Annotated in this window: 12 protein-coding genes; 9 read left to right on the forward strand and 3 right to left on the reverse strand. The window is 68.2% G+C overall.

Annotated features, from left to right (window positions below):
• Positions 1-8 precede the first annotated feature (8 nt).
• A complete protein-coding gene (locus AC07OY_RS07580) occupies positions 9-5264 on the forward strand; it encodes a HAMP domain-containing protein (protein ID WP_495041990.1) in 5256 nt (1751 codons plus the stop codon).
• 5 nt (positions 5265-5269) lie between these two features.
• On the forward strand, positions 5270-7711 hold the full coding sequence (locus AC07OY_RS07585; RefSeq protein ID WP_495041902.1) for a response regulator: 2442 nt from the start codon (positions 5270-5272) through the stop codon (positions 7709-7711).
• Between the two features lie 12 nt (positions 7712-7723).
• Here the strand turns inward: AC07OY_RS07585 and AC07OY_RS07590 are convergent, their stop codons facing one another.
• Positions 7724-8116 (reverse strand): hypothetical protein, encoded by a 393-nt coding sequence (locus AC07OY_RS07590; RefSeq protein WP_495041903.1) that lies wholly within the window; start codon positions 8114-8116, stop codon positions 7724-7726.
• A 241-nt stretch (positions 8117-8357) separates the two neighbouring features.
• Here AC07OY_RS07590 and AC07OY_RS07595 point away from each other — a divergent pair, with 241 nt between their 5' ends.
• From AC07OY_RS07595 to AC07OY_RS07605, 3 genes are read left to right on the forward strand one after another with little or no spacing between them, the layout of a single operon-like run.
• On the forward strand, positions 8358-10421 hold the full coding sequence (locus AC07OY_RS07595; protein ID WP_495041904.1) for a carbon starvation CstA family protein: 2064 nt from the start codon (positions 8358-8360) through the stop codon (positions 10419-10421).
• 34 nt (positions 10422-10455) lie between these two features.
• Positions 10456-10629, forward strand: a complete 174-nt coding sequence (locus tag AC07OY_RS07600; protein WP_495041905.1) for a YbdD/YjiX family protein — start codon at positions 10456-10458, stop codon at positions 10627-10629.
• A gap of 14 nt (positions 10630-10643) precedes the next feature.
• Positions 10644-11498 (forward strand): class I SAM-dependent methyltransferase, encoded by an 855-nt coding sequence (locus tag AC07OY_RS07605; protein WP_495041906.1) that lies wholly within the window; start codon positions 10644-10646, stop codon positions 11496-11498.
• A gap of 676 nt (positions 11499-12174) precedes the next feature.
• Here AC07OY_RS07605 and AC07OY_RS07610 read toward each other — a convergent pair.
• Together AC07OY_RS07610 and tsaE are read right to left on the reverse strand one after the other, a co-directional pair.
• On the reverse strand, positions 12175-13542 hold the full coding sequence (locus AC07OY_RS07610; protein ID WP_495041907.1) for an N-acetylmuramoyl-L-alanine amidase: 1368 nt from the start codon (positions 13540-13542) through the stop codon (positions 12175-12177).
• Positions 13539-13994, reverse strand: a complete 456-nt coding sequence (gene tsaE / locus AC07OY_RS07615) for a tRNA (adenosine(37)-N6)-threonylcarbamoyltransferase complex ATPase subunit type 1 TsaE (RefSeq protein ID WP_495041991.1) — start codon at positions 13992-13994, stop codon at positions 13539-13541. The genes AC07OY_RS07610 and tsaE overlap by 4 nt, the downstream gene beginning before the upstream one ends.
• A 63-nt stretch (positions 13995-14057) precedes the next feature.
• Between tsaE and queG the strand changes: the two genes are divergently transcribed.
• The 4 genes from queG to xerD all read left to right on the forward strand — a co-directional run bounded on the left by queG (position 14058) and on the right by xerD (position 17812).
• Positions 14058-15149: a tRNA epoxyqueuosine(34) reductase QueG gene (gene queG, locus AC07OY_RS07620; protein ID WP_495041908.1), complete on the forward strand. Its 1092-nt coding sequence runs from the start codon at positions 14058-14060 to the stop codon at positions 15147-15149.
• A complete protein-coding gene (locus tag AC07OY_RS07625) occupies positions 15150-15761 on the forward strand; it encodes a chalcone isomerase family protein (protein WP_495041909.1) in 612 nt (203 codons plus the stop codon). It begins immediately after the preceding gene.
• Between the two features lie 36 nt (positions 15762-15797).
• Positions 15798-16766, forward strand: a complete 969-nt coding sequence (locus AC07OY_RS07630; protein WP_495041910.1) for a tripartite tricarboxylate transporter substrate binding protein BugE — start codon at positions 15798-15800, stop codon at positions 16764-16766.
• A gap of 158 nt (positions 16767-16924) precedes the next feature.
• Complete coding sequence (gene xerD, locus AC07OY_RS07635) at positions 16925-17812, forward strand: site-specific tyrosine recombinase XerD (protein WP_495041992.1); 888 nt, start codon at positions 16925-16927, stop codon at positions 17810-17812.
• Positions 17813-17919: the final 107 nt, after the last annotated feature.

Consider the following 17919-nt stretch of genomic DNA (forward strand, 5'->3'; position numbering starts at 1 on the left):
ACACCATGGTGGACCAGCTCAACGGCTTTGCTGGCGAGGTCAGCCGCGTGGCGCGCGAGGTGGGCACCGAGGGCAAGCTGGGCGGCCAGGCGGCGGTGCCCGGCGTGGCCGGCACCTGGAAGGATCTGACCGACAACGTCAATTCCATGGCCTCCAACCTGACCGGCCAGGTGCGCAACATCGCGGACGTGGCGACGGCCGTGGCCGGCGGCGACCTGTCCAAGAAGATCACCGTGGACGTGAAGGGCGAAATCCTCGAGCTGAAGAACACGCTGAACACCATGGTGGACCAGCTCAACGGCTTCGCCTCCGAAGTGAGCCGCGTGGCCCGCGAAGTGGGCACGGACGGCAAGCTGGGCGGCCAGGCCCAGGTTCCGGGCGTGGCGGGCACGTGGAAGGACCTGACCGACAACGTCAACTTCATGGCGTCCAACCTGACCGGCCAGGTGCGCAACATCGCCGACGTGGCGACGGCCGTGGCCAGCGGCGACCTCTCCAAGAAGATCACCGTGGAGGTCAAGGGCGAGATCCTGGCCCTGAAGAACACGCTGAACACCATGGTGGACCAGCTCAACGGCTTCGCTTCCGAAGTGAGCCGCGTGGCCCGCGAGGTGGGCACGGACGGCAAGCTGGGCGGCCAGGCCGCCGTGCCCGGTGTGGCCGGCACCTGGAAGGACCTGACCGACAACGTCAACTTCATGGCCTCCAACCTGACGGGCCAGGTGCGCAACATCGCCGAAGTGACGACGGCCGTGGCCAACGGCGACCTGTCCAAGAAGATCACCGTGGACGTGCGCGGTGAGATCCTGGAGCTCAAGGACACCATCAACACCATGGTGGACCAGCTCAATGCCTTCGCCGGCGAAGTGACGCGGGTGGCGCGCGAGGTGGGTACCGAAGGCAAGCTCGGCGGCCAGGCCCAGGTGCCCGGCGTGGCCGGCACCTGGAAGGACCTGACGGACAACGTCAACTCCATGGCCTCCAACCTGACCGGCCAGGTCCGGAACATCGCGGACGTGACCATCGCGGTGGCCAGCGGCGACCTGTCCAAGAAGATCACCGTCGACGTGCGCGGCGAGATCCTGCAGCTCAAGGAAACCATCAACACCATGGTGGACCAGCTGCGCGCCTTCGCGTCCGAAGTGACGCGGGTGGCGCGTGAGGTCGGCACCGAGGGCAAGCTGGGCGGCCAGGCCGCGGTGCCAGGCGTGGCCGGCGTGTGGAAGGACTTGACCGACAACGTCAACTCCATGGCGTCCAACCTGACCGGCCAGGTGCGCAACATCGCCGACGTGGCGACGGCCATCGCCCGTGGCGACCTGAACCGCAAGATCACCGTGGACGTGAAGGGCGAGATCCTGCAGCTCAAGGAAACCATGAACACCATGGTCGAGCAACTCGGTGCCTTCGCCTCGGAAGTGAGCCGCGTGGCCCGCGAGGTGGGCACCGAGGGCAAGCTCGGCGGCCAAGCCCAGGTGCCCGGCGTGGCCGGCACCTGGAAGGACCTGACCGACAACGTCAACTCGATGGCCAGCAACCTGACCAACCAGGTGCGCAACATCGCCGAGGTGACCATCGCGGTGGCCAACGGCGACCTGTCCAAGAAGATCACCGTCGACGTGCGCGGCGAGATTCTTCAGCTCAAGGAAACCATCAACACCATGGTGGAGCAGCTGCGCTCGTTCGCGTCCGAGGTGACGCGCGTGGCCCGCGAGGTGGGCACGGAAGGGCGCCTGGGCGTGCAGGCCGTGGTGCCCGGCGTGGCCGGCACCTGGAAGGACCTGACCGACTCCGTCAACACCATGGGCGCCAACCTGACGGCCCAGGTGCGGAACATCGCCGAGGTGACGACGGCCGTGGCGCGGGGCGACCTGAACCGCAAGATCACGGTGGACGTCAGCGGCGAAATCCTCGAGCTGAAGAACACCATCAACACCATGGTCGACCAGCTCAACGCCTTCGCCGGCGAAGTGACCCGCGTGGCCCGCGAGGTCGGCACCGAGGGCAAGCTGGGCGGCCAGGCCAAGGTGGCCGGCGTGGGTGGCACCTGGAAGGACCTGACCGACAACGTCAACTTCATGGCCTCCAACCTGACCGAGCAGGTGCGCGGCATCGTCAAGGTCGTGACGGCCGTGGCCAACGGCAACCTGACCCAGCGCCTGACCGTGCAGGCCAAGGGCGAGGTGGCGGCCCTGGCCGACACCATCAACAACATGACCGACACCCTGGCCACCTTCGCCGAGCAGGTGACCAACGTGGCCCGCGAGGTGGGCGTGGACGGGCGCCTCGGCGGCCAGGCCCATGTGCCGGGCGCCTCGGGCACCTGGAAGGACTTGACCGGCAACGTCAACCTGCTGGCCGCCAACCTGACGACCCAGGTGCGTGCCATCGCCGAGGTGGCGACGGCCGTGACCAAGGGCGACCTGACGCGCGCCATCCAGGTGGAGGCCAAGGGCGAGGTGTCCGAGCTCAAGGACAACATCAACACGATGATCTCCAACCTGCGCGAGACCACCGAGCGCAACCGCGAGCAGGACTGGCTCAAGACCAACCTCGCCAAGTTCACCGGCATGCTGCAGGGGCAGCGCGAGCTGCAGACCGTCTCGCAGATGCTGCTGACCGAGCTGGCGCCGCTGGTGCAGGCCCACCAGGGCACCATCTATCACGTCACCGGGTCCGAGTACGACAACCGCCCGCAGCTGCGCCTGCTGGCCAGCTATGCGCAGTCGGGTGCCGTGCGCCTGGCGCCGACCATCGAGATGGGCGAGGGCCTGGTCGGGCAGTGCGCGCTGGAAAAGCGCAGCACCCTGCTGGCCGACATCGCGTCCGACTTCGTGGCCATCTCCTCCAGCCTCGGCCATGCGGCGCGCGTCAGCGTCGTCGTGCTGCCGGTGCTGTTCGAGGGCCAGACCAAGGCCGTCATCGAGCTGGCCACGCTGCAGCCCTTCACGAGTGCGTCACTGGCTTTCCTGGAGCTGCTGACGCAAAGCATCGGCGCCGTGTTCAACACCATCGAGGCGACGATGCGCACCGAGTCGCTGCTGTCGCAATCGCAGCAGCTGACGGTGGAACTGCAGTCGCGCCAGAGCGAGCTGCAGGAAACCAACGAGCAGCTGGGCACCAAGGCCCGCCTGCTGGCCGAGCAGAACGAGGAGGTCGAGCGCAAGAACGCCGAGGTCGAGCAGGCCCGCCATGCGCTGGAAGAAAAGGCGGCCGAGCTGGCGCTGACGTCCAAGTACAAGTCGGAGTTCCTGGCCAACATGAGCCACGAGCTGCGCACGCCGCTGAACTCGATCCTGATCCTCTCGCAGCAGCTGGCCGGCAACAGCGACGGCAACCTGGCGCCCAAGCAGGTCGAGTTCTCGCGCAACATCAACTCGTCGGGCTCCGATCTGCTGCACCTGATCAACGACATCCTGGACCTGTCCAAGATCGAGTCCGGCACGGTGACGGTGGAAATCGAGGACATCTCGTTTGCCTCGCTGCGCGACAACATCGACCGCAACTTCCGCCAGATCGCCGAGGCCAAGAACCTGCCGCTGCGCCTGCTGTTCGCCGACGACCTGCCGCGCAGCATGGAGAGCGACACCAAGCGCCTGCAGCAGATCCTGAAGAACCTGCTGTCCAACGCCGTCAAGTTCACGGCCCATGGCCATGTCGAGCTGCGCGTCAGCATTGCCAGCGAAGGCTGGAGCAGCGACCACCCGGTGCTGTCCAAGGCACCCCAGGTGCTCGCCTTCGCGGTGGAGGACACCGGCATCGGCGTGGCGCCCGAGAAGCAGCGCCTGATCTTCGAGGCCTTCCAGCAGGCCGATGCCGGCACCTCGCGCAAGTACGGCGGCACCGGCCTGGGCCTGGCCATCAGCCGTGAGCTGGCGGCCTTGCTGGGTGGCGAGATCCGGCTGCAGAGCATGCACGGCCACGGCAGCACCTTCACTCTCTTCCTGCCCCTGCAGTTTGCCGGCGCCGACAGCGCCAGCACGGCGCCCATGCCCCTGCACAGCCGCCCGACGGCCCCGGCGCGCAACAACCTGCCGCTGGTGCGCGAGACCCAGGTGGCTGACGACCGCGACAACATCGTCGACGGCGAGTCGGTCCTCCTCATCATCGAGGACGACCCCCATTTCGCCCGCATCGTGCTGGGCCTGGCGCGCGACCGCGGTTTCAAGGGCCTGGTGGCGCTGAAGGGCAGCCTGGGGCTGGAACTGGCGCGGCGCTTCAAGCCCACCGCCGTGTCCCTGGACATCTTCCTGCCCGACATGCTGGGCTGGACGGTGCTGAACCAGCTCAAGCTCGACCCGCTGACCCGCCACATCCCGGTGCAGATCTTCAGCGTCGCCGAGGAAGATCGCAACCATGGCCTGGCCCATGGCGCCTTCAGCTATGTGGTGAAGTCGTCCACCAGCGAGGAGATGGAGGCGGCCCTGGACCGCATCCGCGACTTCACGGTGCCGCGCACCAAGCGCCTGCTCGTCATCGAGGACAACGACATCGAGCGCCAGGCCATCGTCGAGCTGCTGGGCCACGAGGACATCGACCTCGAGGCCGTCGGCACGGGTGCCGAGGCGCTGGCCATCCTGCGCGAGCAGACCTTCGACTGCATCGTGCTTGACCTGCGCCTGCCCGACGTCAGCGGCTTCGGCCTGCTGGAACAGCTGCATGCCGACCCGGCCCTGGCCGGCGTGCCGGTCGTCGTCTTCACCGGCAAGGACCTGAGCGGCACCGAGCAGAAGCAGCTGCGCGCCCTGGCCAAGAGCGTCGTGCTGAAGGATGTGCAAAGCCCCGAGCGCCTGCTGGATGAGACCGCGCTCTTCCTGCACCGTGTGGTGACCGAGCTGCCTCAGGCCAAGCAGGACATCCTGCGCAAGCTCCATGGCGCCGCCGAGATGCTGCGCGGCCGCCGCGTGCTGGTGGTGGACGATGACGCCCGCAACATCTTCGCGCTGACGACGCTGCTGGAGAACCAGGAGATGCAGGTGATGACGGCCACCAGCGGCCGCGCCGCCATCGACATCATCCAGCACACCCCTGATCTCGACCTGGTGCTGATGGACATCATGATGCCGGACATGGACGGCTATGAGACCATGCGCGAGATCCGCACCCACGCCGAGTTCCGCAACCTGCCCATCCTGGCCCTGACCGCCAAGGCCATGAAGGGCGACCGCGAGAAATGCCTGGAGGCGGGCGCCAGCGACTACATCTCCAAGCCCGTCAACACGGCGCAGCTGCTGTCGCTGATGCGTGTGTGGCTGTACCGTTGATGCCGATGCAACCGACCGACGCTGCGGAGACCAAGGTGGGCACGGAAGAGCTGACCAACATCCTCATCGTCGACGACGAGCCGGCCAATCTGCTGGTGCTGGAGACCGTGCTGGCCGACCCGGGCTACCGCATCGTGCGCGCGCTGTCGGCCGACCAGGCCCTGCTCGCGCTGATGAGCCAGGAGTTCGCCGTCATGGTGCTGGACATCCAGCTGCCCGACATGAACGGCATCGAGCTGGCGCAGATGATCAAGGAGCGCAAGCGCAACGCCCACCTGCCCATCATCTTTCTGACCGCCTATTTCGACCAGGACCAGTACCGCCTGCAGGGCTATGGCTCGGGGGCGGTGGACTATCTGCACAAGCCGGTGAACCCGTCGGTGCTGCGATCCAAGGTCGCCGTCTTCGCCGAACTGGACCGCAAGACCCGCCAGCTGCAGCGCGCCAACCTGGCCCTGCAGGCCGAGGTCGAGGAAAGGCGCCGCGCCGAGGAGCTGCTGCGCGAGCTCAATGAGACGCTGGAGGGGCGCGTCACCGAACGCACCGAAGCCTTCCACGCGGTCGATCGCCGCCTGCGGGCGATGATGGCCAGCATCACCGACGGCCTGCTCGTCATCGAGCACGACGGGCGCATCGGCTATGTCAACGAGCAGGGCGCCCGCCTGCTGGGCCGCGGGGCCGCCGAACTGACGGGACTGCACACCGGCGAGGTCTTCGGTGCCGGCGATTTCGAGGCCGGTTTCGAGAGCGCCCGCGCCCAGGGCCAGGCCGTGTCCTTCGAGGCCATGGCGGCCGGCGCACCGGAGCGCTGGCTGCAATGCCATTGCTACCCGTCGCACGACGGCCTGTCCGTCTATTTCCACGACATCACCGACAGACGCGAACTGCAGCTGCGGCGTGAACAGCTGCTGGCCGCCGAGCAGGCCGCGCGCGGCGCGGCCGACCAGGCCGGGCGCGCCAAGGAGGAGTTCGTCGCCGCCATCAGCCACGAGCTGCGCACGCCGCTGGCGGCCATCCTCGGCTGGGTCAATGTGCTCACGCATCCGGGCGTGCAGCCGGCCATGCTGCAGCGGGGCATCCAGGCCATCGCGCGCAATGCCCAGGCCCAGGCCGTGCTGGTGGACGACCTGCTGGAGATGAGCCGCATCGTGGCCGGCAAGCAGCTGATGAATGTGGAGAGGGTGGACCTGAACGGCCTGGTCGCGGCCGCGGCCGAGACGGCCCGCCCGACGGCCCAGTCCCGCGAACTCGACATCGTGCTGAGCCTGGCCGCCGAGCCGGCCGAGGTCTTCGGCGATGCGCGCCGCCTCACCCAGGTCGTGATGAACCTAGTCACCAACGCGATGAAGTTCACGCCCAGCGGCGGCAGCATCACGCTGGGCACCCAGCTCAAGGGCACCGTCGTCGAGCTCACCGTCAGCGACACCGGCCAGGGCATCGACCCGGCTTTCCTGCCTCAGCTCTTCGACCGCTTCACGCAGGCCGACGGTACGGCCACCAGCGTGCATGGCGGCCTGGGGCTGGGCCTGTCCATCGTCAAGAACCTCGCCGAGCTGCATGGCGGCGAGGTGGCGGCCCACAGCGCCGGCCAGGGCCAGGGCTCGACCTTCAGCTTGCGCCTGCCGCGCGCCGGCCAGTCGCATTCGGCCGGCGTGGAGACCGAGGCCGGCGCGGCGGAGCCGCTGATCTCGGGCGTGAAGGTGCTGCTGGTCGACGATCATCCCGACGTGCTGGAGGCCCATGCCCGCCTGCTGTCCGAACGCGGCGCCCAGGTGGTCACGGCGGAGTCCGGCGAAGCGGCCCTGGCCCTGCTGCGCGAACAGAGCTTCGATGTGCTGCTGAGCGACCTGGGCATGCCGGGCATGGGCGGCTACGACCTGATCCGCCATGTGCGCGGCGAGCTCGGGCTGGACGCTCAGGCCCTGCCGGCGGCCGCCGTCACGGCCTATGTGCGCGCCACCGACCGTGAAGCCGCGCTGGAGGCCGGCTTCCAGCGCTGCCTGCCCAAGGCGGTCTCGCCGCATCTGCTGGCCCGCGCCGTGGCGGAACTTGCGCCCAGCGGCCCGCCTGCGGCAGCGCAGCCCTTGCGGGCGCTGTTCGTGGAGGACAACGACGATCTGCGCGAGCAGATCGGCTTCCTGCTCGAGGAGGCGGGGGTGCAGCTCGAGAGCTGCGCCACGGCCGAGGAGGCCCTGGCCATCTATGTGCCGGGCAAGTTCGACTTCGTCATGACCGACGTCAGCCTGCCGCGGATGTCGGGCGTGGACTTCGCCCGCGCCGTGCTGCGCCAGGCGCCGCAGGCCTGGCTGGTGTTCTCGTCGGGTTATGCGATGGGGTCCGACCTGAAGGACTTCGGCCCCAACGTCCGCGCGCTGCTCAAGCCTTTCGACCTGCCCGATCTGCAGCTGCTGCTGGACGAGATCCGGGGCCAGTTGCCGCAGCGCTGACCCTGGCGGGTCTCAATGGCCGCGGCGCGGGCCGTGGTCGTCGCGATCACGGTCACGGTCACGGCGCCAGTGGTCGCTGCGCTCGTGGCGGCCATGGTCCCAGCCGCGGTGATCCCAGCGGTCGCCGCGGCCGTCCCAATGACGCTCACGATAGACGACGCGCGGGGGCGGTGCGTAATAGACGTCGCGCTCGATGTAGCGCGGTGCCGGGGCATAGCGCACGACAGGGGCCGGCTCGTAATAGACCGGCGCCGGTGCCGGGGCGTAGTAGCGCGGAGAGTCGGCCACCACGACGCCGACGGGCGGCAGGCTGATGCCGATGGACCAGTGCGTGCCCGCCTGGGCGGCAGTGGCGCCGAACAGGGCGGCACCGGTGAGCAGGGCGGCAAGGATGGGACGAAGCATTTGAGGTCTCCTGCGAGGCCGTGACAGCTGGCCTTCGACGCCTGGAACAACGCCTGGTCCGGGCCCTCGTTGACCCCGGTCGGCGGGCATTGGTAAGCGGCTGTGTTCCGGGTTGACCCTTAGGTAGTGCCGCGCGGCGGGCCCGCGTGGCTTGACCGATGCCAGGGGAGGGGCATTTTCCGAGACTTCTCACACGGTCGCGCCCCGTGTCGAGGTGTGCGCCGCAACGGAGACAAGCTTCATGAATCTGCGCCGCCACCTCGCGTGGGCGGGCGTTGCCATCCTGGGCGCCGCATCCCTCGCCACCGTGGCCCTGAGCCGCGGCGAGACGATCAGCGCGCTTTGGGTCGTGGCCGCCGCCCTGTGCACCTACCTCATCGCCTACCGCTACTACAGCCTCTTCATCGCCAACAAGGTGCTGGGGCTGGACCCCCAGCGCCAGACGCCGGCCTGGAAGTACAACGACGGCCTGGACTACGTGCCCACCAACAAGCATGTGCTCTACGGCCACCACTTCGCGGCGATTGCCGGCGCGGGCCCGCTGGTCGGCCCGGTGCTGGCGGCGCAGATGGGCTATCTGCCCGGCCTGCTGTGGATCCTGGCCGGTGTCGTCTTTGCCGGCGCGGTGCAGGACTTCATCGTTCTTTTCATTTCCACGCGCCGTGATGGCCGCTCGCTCGGCGACCTCGTCAAGCAGGAGATGGGCACGGTGCCTGGTCTGATCGCGCTGTTCGGCGCCTTCATGATCATGATCATCATCCTCGCGGTGCTGGCCCTGATCGTCGTCAAGGCCCTGGCGGAATCGCCCTGGGGCGCGTTCACGGTCGCGGCGACGATTCCTGTCGCGCTGTTCATGGGCGTCTATCTGCGCTTCATCCGGCCGGGGCGCATCGGTGAGGTCTCGGTCATCGGCTTCGCGCTGCTGATGGCGGCCATCTTCGGTGGCCAGTGGGTGTCGGAGCATCCGACGCTGTCGCACGCCTTCACCTTCACGCCGGTACAACTGGTCTGGGCCCTGATCGGCTACGGCTTCGTCGCCGCCTGCATCCCGGTGTGGCTGCTGCTGGCGCCGCGCGACTACCTCAGCACCTTCCTGAAGATCGGCACCATCATCGCGCTGGCGATCGGCATCATCATCGTGGCGCCGCCGCTGAAGATGCCGGCGCTGACGCAGTTCGCCGCCGGCAATGGTCCTGTCTGGGCGGGCAGCCTCTTCCCCTTCCTCTTCATCACCATCGCCTGCGGCGCGGTGTCGGGCTTCCATGCGCTGATCTCGTCGGGCACGAGCCCGAAGCTGCTGGAGAACGAGACCCATGCCCGCTATATCGGCTACGGCGGCATGCTGGCCGAGAGCTTCGTCGCGGTGATGGCCCTGGTGGCTGCCTCGTGCATCGAGCCGGGCGTCTATTTCGCGATGAACAGCCCCGCGGCTGTCGTCGGCAAGGATGCCGCCACGGTTGCGCAGACGCTGTCGACCTGGGGCTTCGTCGTCACGCCCGAGATGCTGACCCAGGCCGCGGCCGACGTCGGCGAGAAGACCATCCTGGCCCGCGCCGGCGGCGCGCCGACGCTGGCCGTCGGCATGGCCGAGATCCTGCACCAGGTGGTGGGCGGCAAGGCGCTGATGGCCTTCTGGTACCACTTCGCCATCCTGTTCGAGGCCCTCTTCATCCTGACCGCCGTGGACGCCGGCACCCGCGCCGGCCGCTTCATGCTGCAGGACCTGCTGGGCAGCTTCGTACCCTCGCTCAAGCGCACCGAGAGCTGGATCGCCAACTTCATCGCCACCGGCCTGTGCGTGGCGGCCTGGGGTTATTTCCTCTACCAGGGCGTCGTCGATCCGCTGGGTGGCATCAACACGCTGTGGCCGCTGTTCGGCATCGCCAACCAGATGCTGGCCGCCGTCGCGCTGCTGCTGGGCACCGTCGTCATCTTCAAGATGAAGAAGGACCGCTACGCCTGGGTCACGGCCGTGCCGGCCGCTTGGCTGCTGTGCTGCACGATGACCGCCGGCTGGCTGAAGATCTTCTCGGCCGACCCCAAGCTGGGCTTCCTGGCCCATGCCGACAAGTACGCCGGGGCAATAGCCGAGGGCAAGGTGCTGGCGCCGGCCAAGTCGCTGGAGGCGATGTCGCGCGTCGTCTTCAACGACAGGCTGGACGCGGCCCTGTGCGCTCTCTTCATGGGTGTCGTCATCAGCGTGTTGATCTACAGCGTCAAGGCCATCCTGCAGGCGCGCCGCAACGGCAAGGTCACGGCGCAGGAGACGACCTTCGTGCTGCTGCCGGCGGGCCAGCGTGCTTGAGCTGGGCCGCGAGCTGGCCCCTGAAGTTGCGAGGATGGGCCGGTATCTGACGCAAAGCCTGCGCCTCATGGTGGGCGTGCCGGACTACGGCAGCTATCTGGCCCACCACCAGGCCACGCATCCCGACCGCCCGGCCATGAGCTACGAGGAGTTCTTCAGGGAGAGGCAGGCGGCGCGCTACTCGTCGAGAACGGGGAAGTGCTGCTGAGGTAAAAGCCCGGCATGCCCCCTTCGACCGACGACAACGCCAAGCCCGGCCTGCTGGGCGACACGGCCCAGCGCGACTACGCCCGCAAGCTGGGCCTTTTCATGCGCTTTGCCGAGCCCGAGCTGCGCGCGGCCATCGCCACGCTGGGCCTGGCGCAGGGCATGCGGGTGCTCGACGCGGGTTGCGGCAGCGGCGAAGCGCTGGCCTGGCTGGCGCAGGCGGTGGGCGAGGGCGGCCGCGTCGTCGGCGTGGATCTTTCCGAGGCCCATATCGCCGCCGCTCGCCGCCAGGCGCCGGCCCAGGTTGAATTGCACGCCGGCGATCTGATGACGCAGGCCATGGCGGCCGCAAGCTTCGATGCGATCTGGTCGGCCAACACCCTGCATCACTTCCCCGATCCGCTGGCCGCGCTGCGGCGCATGGCCGGTTGGCTGCGCCCCGGCCGCCGTCTTGCGATCGGCCAGAGCGGCTTCCTGCCCGAGATGCTGTTCGCCTGGGACATGCGGCTGGAGCGAGCCGTCGTCGACGCCGTGCGCGCGCATTACCGCGACAAATACGGCCTCGACGAGCGGCGACTGACGGCGGTAAGGGCCAATGTCGGGCTGCTGCGCCAGGCCGGGCTCGTCGATGTGCAGGCGCATACCCTCGCCATCGAGCGCATCGCGCCGCTGGCGCCTGCCGCGCGCGACTATGTGCTGGAAGCGCAATTCCGTTCGACTTTCGGCGAGCGGCTGCGGCCCTGGCTGTCGGCCGAGGACTTTGCCGAACTGCAGAGGCTGTGCGATCCCGCCGACCCGGGCTTTGCGCTGGACCGGCCGGACTTTCACTATCTGCAGACCTTCACGGTGGTCAGCGGCTGCAAGCCGTGAAGGTTGCTTTTGCGGTTGTCCTTTCGACCCGGTGCAGTGAGCCGGGAGTCCGCCCCGGCAGGGCGGGTAACTTTTCTCTGACGCGCCAGAGAAAAGTCACCAAAAGAGGAGCGCTCAATGCAATCCGCACTCAGGCGGGATGGCGCGCTCGCAAGCTCGGAGTGGATCCGTGCCACGAAGCGAACCGCTGCGCTCTCGCGTCTGACTTGTGACGAGGCCCATCCATCGCCCCTTCAAGCCGCTTAACGCCGGCTGCACGCCGGGCTCATCAAGGAATACCGAACAGCCGCGTCGCCCGAGCGACGCTGCATTGGTCTTTGCTCGTGAGCACGGCGTGCAGCCGCGCGTTAACAGGTGCGGTGCGGCGATGAGCGCTGCTCGTGACAAGTCAGACGCGAGAGCGCAGCGGTTCGCATCGGCCCGGTATGACGCCGCGCGTTTTCGCGCGCCGTTCGTGGCGACGTGGTGCTCGTGTGCGGTTCAGGGCCTCTTCTTTGGTGACTTTCTTCTGGCCCCGCAGAAGAAAGTTACCCGGCCGCCGTGGACTGAGCCCGGACTTGAGGCAGTCCCTGCGGACTGCCTCATGCCTGGCGAAGGCCTGGCCGCATGCAAGCGGCAAGGCAGGACTCCCGGCAATGCAGCGAGCTGCCAACCCGCTTCGCAAAAGCAACCCAACCTACAACGTCGCGCTGCGCTTCCTCACCATCGGCGGGTTCTTCGAAAAATACTTGGCGATGCCCGAGGCCAGCGCATCGGCCAGTTCGTCCTGGTAGTCGGGGTCGCGCAGCTTCTTCTCCTCGTCGGGGTTGGAGATGAAGGCGGTCTCGACCAGGATGCTGGGAATGTCGGGCGCCTTCAGTACGGCGAAGCCGGCCTGCTCGACGCGGATCTTGTGCAGCTTGCCCACCTTGCCGATCTGGCCCAGCACTTCCTTGCCGAGCTTGAGGCTGTCCTTGATCTGGGCCGTCGTGCTCATGTCGAGCAGGGCGCGCAGCACATTGGCGTCCTTGGTGGCGGCGCCGACATTGACGCCGCCCACCATGTCGGCCGCGTTTTCCTTGTCGGCCATCCAGCGCGCGGCGGCGCTCGTCGCCGCACCGTCGGACAGCGCGAACACCGAGGCGCCGCGGGCCTGGCGGTTGATGAAGGCGTCGGCGTGCACGGAGACGAAGAGGTCGGCCTGCACGCGTCGCGCCTTGCGCACCCGCTCATGCAGGGGCACGAAGAAGTCGGCGTCGCGCGTCATCAGCACGCGGATGTTCGGGTTGGCCTGCAGCCGCTCGCGCAGCTTGAGCGCGACGGCGAGCACGACGTCCTTCTCCCTCAACCCTGAAGGGCCGACGGCGCCGGGGTCTTCGCCGCCATGGCCGGGGTCCAGCGCGATGATGATGAGGCGGTCGATCTTGGGCTCGGCGGCAGGAGCCGGCGCGGGCGCGGGCTTGGACGCGGCAGCAACGGGCGGCGGCACGGGGGCCGTGGCCGCCGGTGCGGGCGGGCGTTCGATCTTCTGGATCAGGTCGCCCAGCGCATCGTTGACGGCGCTGGCCGCGGCCTCGGCGCGCTGGGCCGGGGAGGGCGGCGCAGCGACGGGCTTCTTGTCCTGGGCCAGGGCCTGCAGCGGGTCGGCCTCGAACTTGGGATGCAGGTCGAAGACGAGGCGGTGCTTGTAGGCCGCCACCGGCGCCAGCGTGAAGATCTGCGGTGCCACGGGCTGGCGCAGGTCCAGCACGATGCGCACGACAGTGGGCGTGTTCTGGCCGACGCGCACGCCGCTGATGTAGGGGTCGTCGGCCTTGACCTTGCCGATCAGCTCGCGCAGGCCGGGGCTGAGCTCCAGGCCGTCGACGTCGATGACGAGGCGGTGCGGCGAGTCGACGAGGAAATGCTTGACCGCCAGCGGCCGGTCGGATTCGATGGTGACGCGGGTGTATTCCTGCGCCGGCCAGACGCGCACGGCGACGATGCTGGCCTGGCTGCTCGCGGCCAGCGAGGTCGGCGCCTTCAGCAGCAGCGCGAGAAACCCGAGGGAGGCGCGGCGCTTCATGCGAGGGCCTCGACGAGCCGGGGCGCACCGCTGGCGCGCACGCGGCGGCTGTCGTCGGGCATCAGCTCGATGAAGAGCTGCAGATCGGCCGGCGGCAATTGGCCGGCCGCCTTCTCCGGCCATTCGCAGAGCTTGAGCCCGGGCGCTGCGAAGACATCGCGAAAGCCGGCGTCCTCCCATTCGCGCGGGTCGCCGAAACGGTAGAAGTCAAAGTGGCTGGCCGTGCCGGCGCCTCCAGCCGATGCAGGCAGCTCATAGCTCTCCATGACGGCATAGCTCGGGCTTTTGATGCGGCCTTGCACGCCCAGGGCCCGCAGCAGCAGGCGCACAAAGGTCGTCTTGCCGGCGCCCAGCGGCCCGTGCAGCTCGATCAACGCGTTGGGGGAGGGGAGCAACGCCGCCGCGAGACTGTCGGCGGTGGCTTGGGCCGCGGCCTCGTCGGGCCACAGCAGTTGGGTTTCTAAAATCGCAGGCAAATGCAAGAGGTCCCGTCCACTGTCGATGCCGCCGCGCTCATGGAGAAACTGCGCGGCTGGGCTCTTGAGCTCGGATTCTCACAGATCGCCGTGGCCGATGTGGACCTGAGCAGCGCCGAGCCCGGCTTGCAGGCCTGGCTGGACGCCGGCCACCACGGCCGCATGCACTACATGGCCAGCCACGGCATGAAGCGCGCCCGGCCGGCCGAGCTGGTGCCGGGCACGCTGCGCGTCATCACGGCGCGCATGGACTATCTGCCGCAAGCCACCGAACCCGGCTGGCAGGCCATCGAATGGACGGGCCTGGCCACACCCGAGCAGGCCCAGATCTCCATGTATGCCCGCGGGCGGGACTATCACAAGGTGCTGCGCCAGCGCCTGCAGAAGCTGGCCGAAAAGCTGGAGACCGAGGTCGGCCCGCTGGGCTACCGCGTCTTCACCGATTCGGCGCCAGTGCTCGAGGTGGAGCTGGCCGCGCGCTCCGGCCTGGGCTGGCGCGGCAAGCACACGCTGACCCTGCACCGCGAGGCGGGCTCGATGTTCTTCCTGGGCGAGCTCTTCATCGACCTGGCCCTGCCGCTCACCGAAGCCACCAGCGCGCATTGCGGCGAATGCCGGGCCTGCATCGACGTCTGCCCGACGGCCGCCATCACCGAACCCTACCGCGTCGATGCACGGCGCTGCATCTCCTACCTGACCATCGAGCACGACGGCCCCATTCCCGAGGAGCTGCGGCCGCTGCTGGGCAACCGCATCTACGGCTGCGACGACTGCCAGCTGGCCTGTCCGTGGAACAAGTTCGCCCAGCCGGCCGTGCTCGCCGACTTCGATGTGCGCCCGGGCATGGCGGGAGCGCCGATTGCCCAGCTGCTGGGTTGGGACGAAGCGGAGTTCCTGCGCCGCACCGAAGGCTCGGCCATCCGCCGCATCGGCTTTACACGCTGGCAACGCAATCTGGCCGTGGCGGCTGGCAACGCCTTGCGCCTCCATGAAAACGTGGAGCTGCGCGCTGCGCTGTTGCGGGCGGGGCAGGGGGCCGATGCCCTGGTGGCCGAGCACATCGCCTGGGCCTTGTCCGCGGCGCCAGCTTCTGCCGCGTTATCGTCCGGCCCGTCCGTTGGAGCCTGTTGAATGATCCCGTCACTGCGCCGCCCCGTCGTTTTTTCGGCCGTCCTCGCCCTGGCTGCCGCCACATCCCTGCCCGCTCAGGCGGTGCGTTACGAAGGCCAGGACTTTCCCGAGACGCTGCAGCTCGGCGGCAGCGGCCTGGTGCTGAACGGCACCGGCAAGCGCCAGGTCGCCATCTACCCGCTCTACCTGGCCTCCCTCTATCTGCCGCAGAAGGCCACCACGCCGGAGGCCATCTATGCCCAGCCCGGCCCCAAGCGGCTGGAGATGCGCATCGTCATCCCCCTCGTCAAGGACGTGTCGACGCAGGAATTCGTCAAGGCCATCAGCAAGGGCGTGAACCGCAACTCCACCGAAGCCGAGAAGGCGGCGGTGGCCGAACGCCTGAAGCAGTTCAATGCGGCAATCGCCGACGTGGGCCGCGTCAAGAAGGGCGACCTGCTGCACATCGACTACCTGCCGGCCCAGGGCGGCACCATCCTGTCGGTCAACGGCAAGGTCTGGGGCAAGCCCGTCGAGGGCCAGGATTTCTACACGGCCTTCCTGAAGGTCTTCCTCGGCGACAACAACAGCGACGCCAAGCTGCGCACCGGGCTGCTGGGCCAGCCGTCCTGAACTAGCATCGACCCATCACCACAGGAGACCGACCTCATGCAACGCCGTTCCGTCCTCCAAGCCGCCGCACTCGGCAGCCTCAGCTCCATGGCCTGGGCCCAGGGCGCCTATCCGAACAAGACTGTGCGCCTGATCGTGCCCTTCGCGCCGGGCGGCACGACGGACATCATTGCCCGCATCGTGTCCGAGAAGATGTCGGCTCTGCTGGGCCAGACCATGGTGGTGGACAACAAGGCCGGCGGCGGCGGCACGGTGGGTGCCACGGAGATCATGCGCGCCACGCCGGACGGCTACACGCTGGGCGTGGCCACGGTGTCGACGACGGCGGCCAACCCGGCCATCAACGCCAAGATCGCCTACAACCCGCTGACCGACTTCACGCCCATCATCAACATGGCGGCGACGCCCAACGTCATCGCCGTGCACCCGAGCTTCCCTGCCAAGGACTACAAGAGCTTCCTGGCCGAGCTGAAGAAGAACCCCGGCAAGCACAGCTTCGCGACCTCGGGCACCGGCGGCATCGGCCATCTGCAGATGGAGCTCTACAAGACGCTGGCCGGCGTCTTCGTGCTGCACATCCCCTACCGCGGCGCGGGCCCGGCCCTGAACGACACGGTGGCCGGCCAGGTGCCGATGATCTTCGACAACCTGCCGTCGGCCTTGCCCTTCATCAAGGACGGCCGCCTCATCCCCATCGTCGTCGCCGCACCGACCCGAGTGGCCTCCCTGCCCAATGTGCCGACCTTCAAGGAAGTCGGCCTCGAGCCCGTCAACCGCATGGCCTATTACGGCATCCATGCGCCCAAGGGCCTGCCGCGCAACATCGTCGACCAGGTCAATGCCGCGGTGCGCAAGGCGCTGGAAATGCCCGACGTCAAGAAGCGCATCGAGGACACCGGCTCGCTGATCGTGGCCAACACGCCCGAGCAGTTCCAGGCCCAGATCGCGGCGGAGTTCGAGGTCTACAAGAAGGTCGTGGCGCAGCAAAAGCTGAAACTTGACTGACATGGAGCCCCTCGTCTGGTCTCGCCCCGCCGGACGCGGGCGTGCCCAGCCGGTCCCCCGAGGGGACGGCGATGCTCGCGGCATCGAGCCGCGAGCACATCGCCATGGCGGGCCGGCTTGGGAGCGGCCCGGCGCTCGGCCCGAAAGCCGCACGTCGCATGGGTGCTAGCGGCGCTGACCCGGCGATCGAGGCTTTTGTCGAGGCGCTGTGGCTGGAAGACGGCCTGAGCGCCAACACGCAGGCGGCCTACCGGCGCGATCTGGCCGCGCTTGCGGCGCTGATCGCGCCAAGGCCGCTCGACAGTTGCACCGAGCGCGATCTGCTTGAACTTGCCGTTGCCAAGGCGAAGGGCAAGACGAGCAGCGCCAACCGGCGGCTGTCGGCGATCAAGCGCTATTTCCGCTGGGCCTTGCGCGAAGGTCGTGTATCGACCGATCCGACGCTGAAGTTGACTGCGGGCAAGGCTGAACACCGCAACATCAAGTTGCTCAGCGAGGCGCAAGTGAGCGCGTTGCTTGCGGCTCCGGACGTGGATACGCCGCTGGGCCTGCGGGACAGGGCGATGCTGGAGCTGATGTACGCCTGTGGGTTGCGCGTGTCCGAGCTGGTCACGCTGAAGAGCGCCCATGTGGCCTTCAAGGACGCCGTGCTGCACGTCACCGGCAAAGGCAGCAAGGCCCGCCTCGTGCCCTTTGGCGAGCATGCGCGCGACTGGATGGCGCGCTATCTGCGCGAGGCCCGTGCCGAGATCCTGGCCGGCCAGAGCAGCGACGACCTCTTCGTCACCGCCCGCGGTGCCGGCATGACGCGGCAGATGTTCTGGAACCTGGTCAAGCGGCATGCGCTGACGGCCGGCATCACGGCGCCGCTGTCGCCGCACACGCTGCGCCATGCCTTCGCCACGCATCTGCTCAATCATGGTGCGGACCTGCGCGCCGTGCAGCTGCTTCTGGGGCATGCTGACCTGTCGACGACGCAGATCTACACCCATGTGGCGCGCGAACGCCTCAAGGCGCTGCACGCCGAGCACCATCCCAGGGGCTGAGCGTTTTCCCTTGCTCGGGTTGCACCGAAGCTTCGTTCGTTTCGTTGGTTTCAAACCTGTCGGCACGCCACAACACCGGCCCTCGCGACCCCCTCGGGCAGGGGCAA

The sequence above is a fragment of the Roseateles sp. GW821-FHT09H10 genome (genome assembly GCF_059415865.1).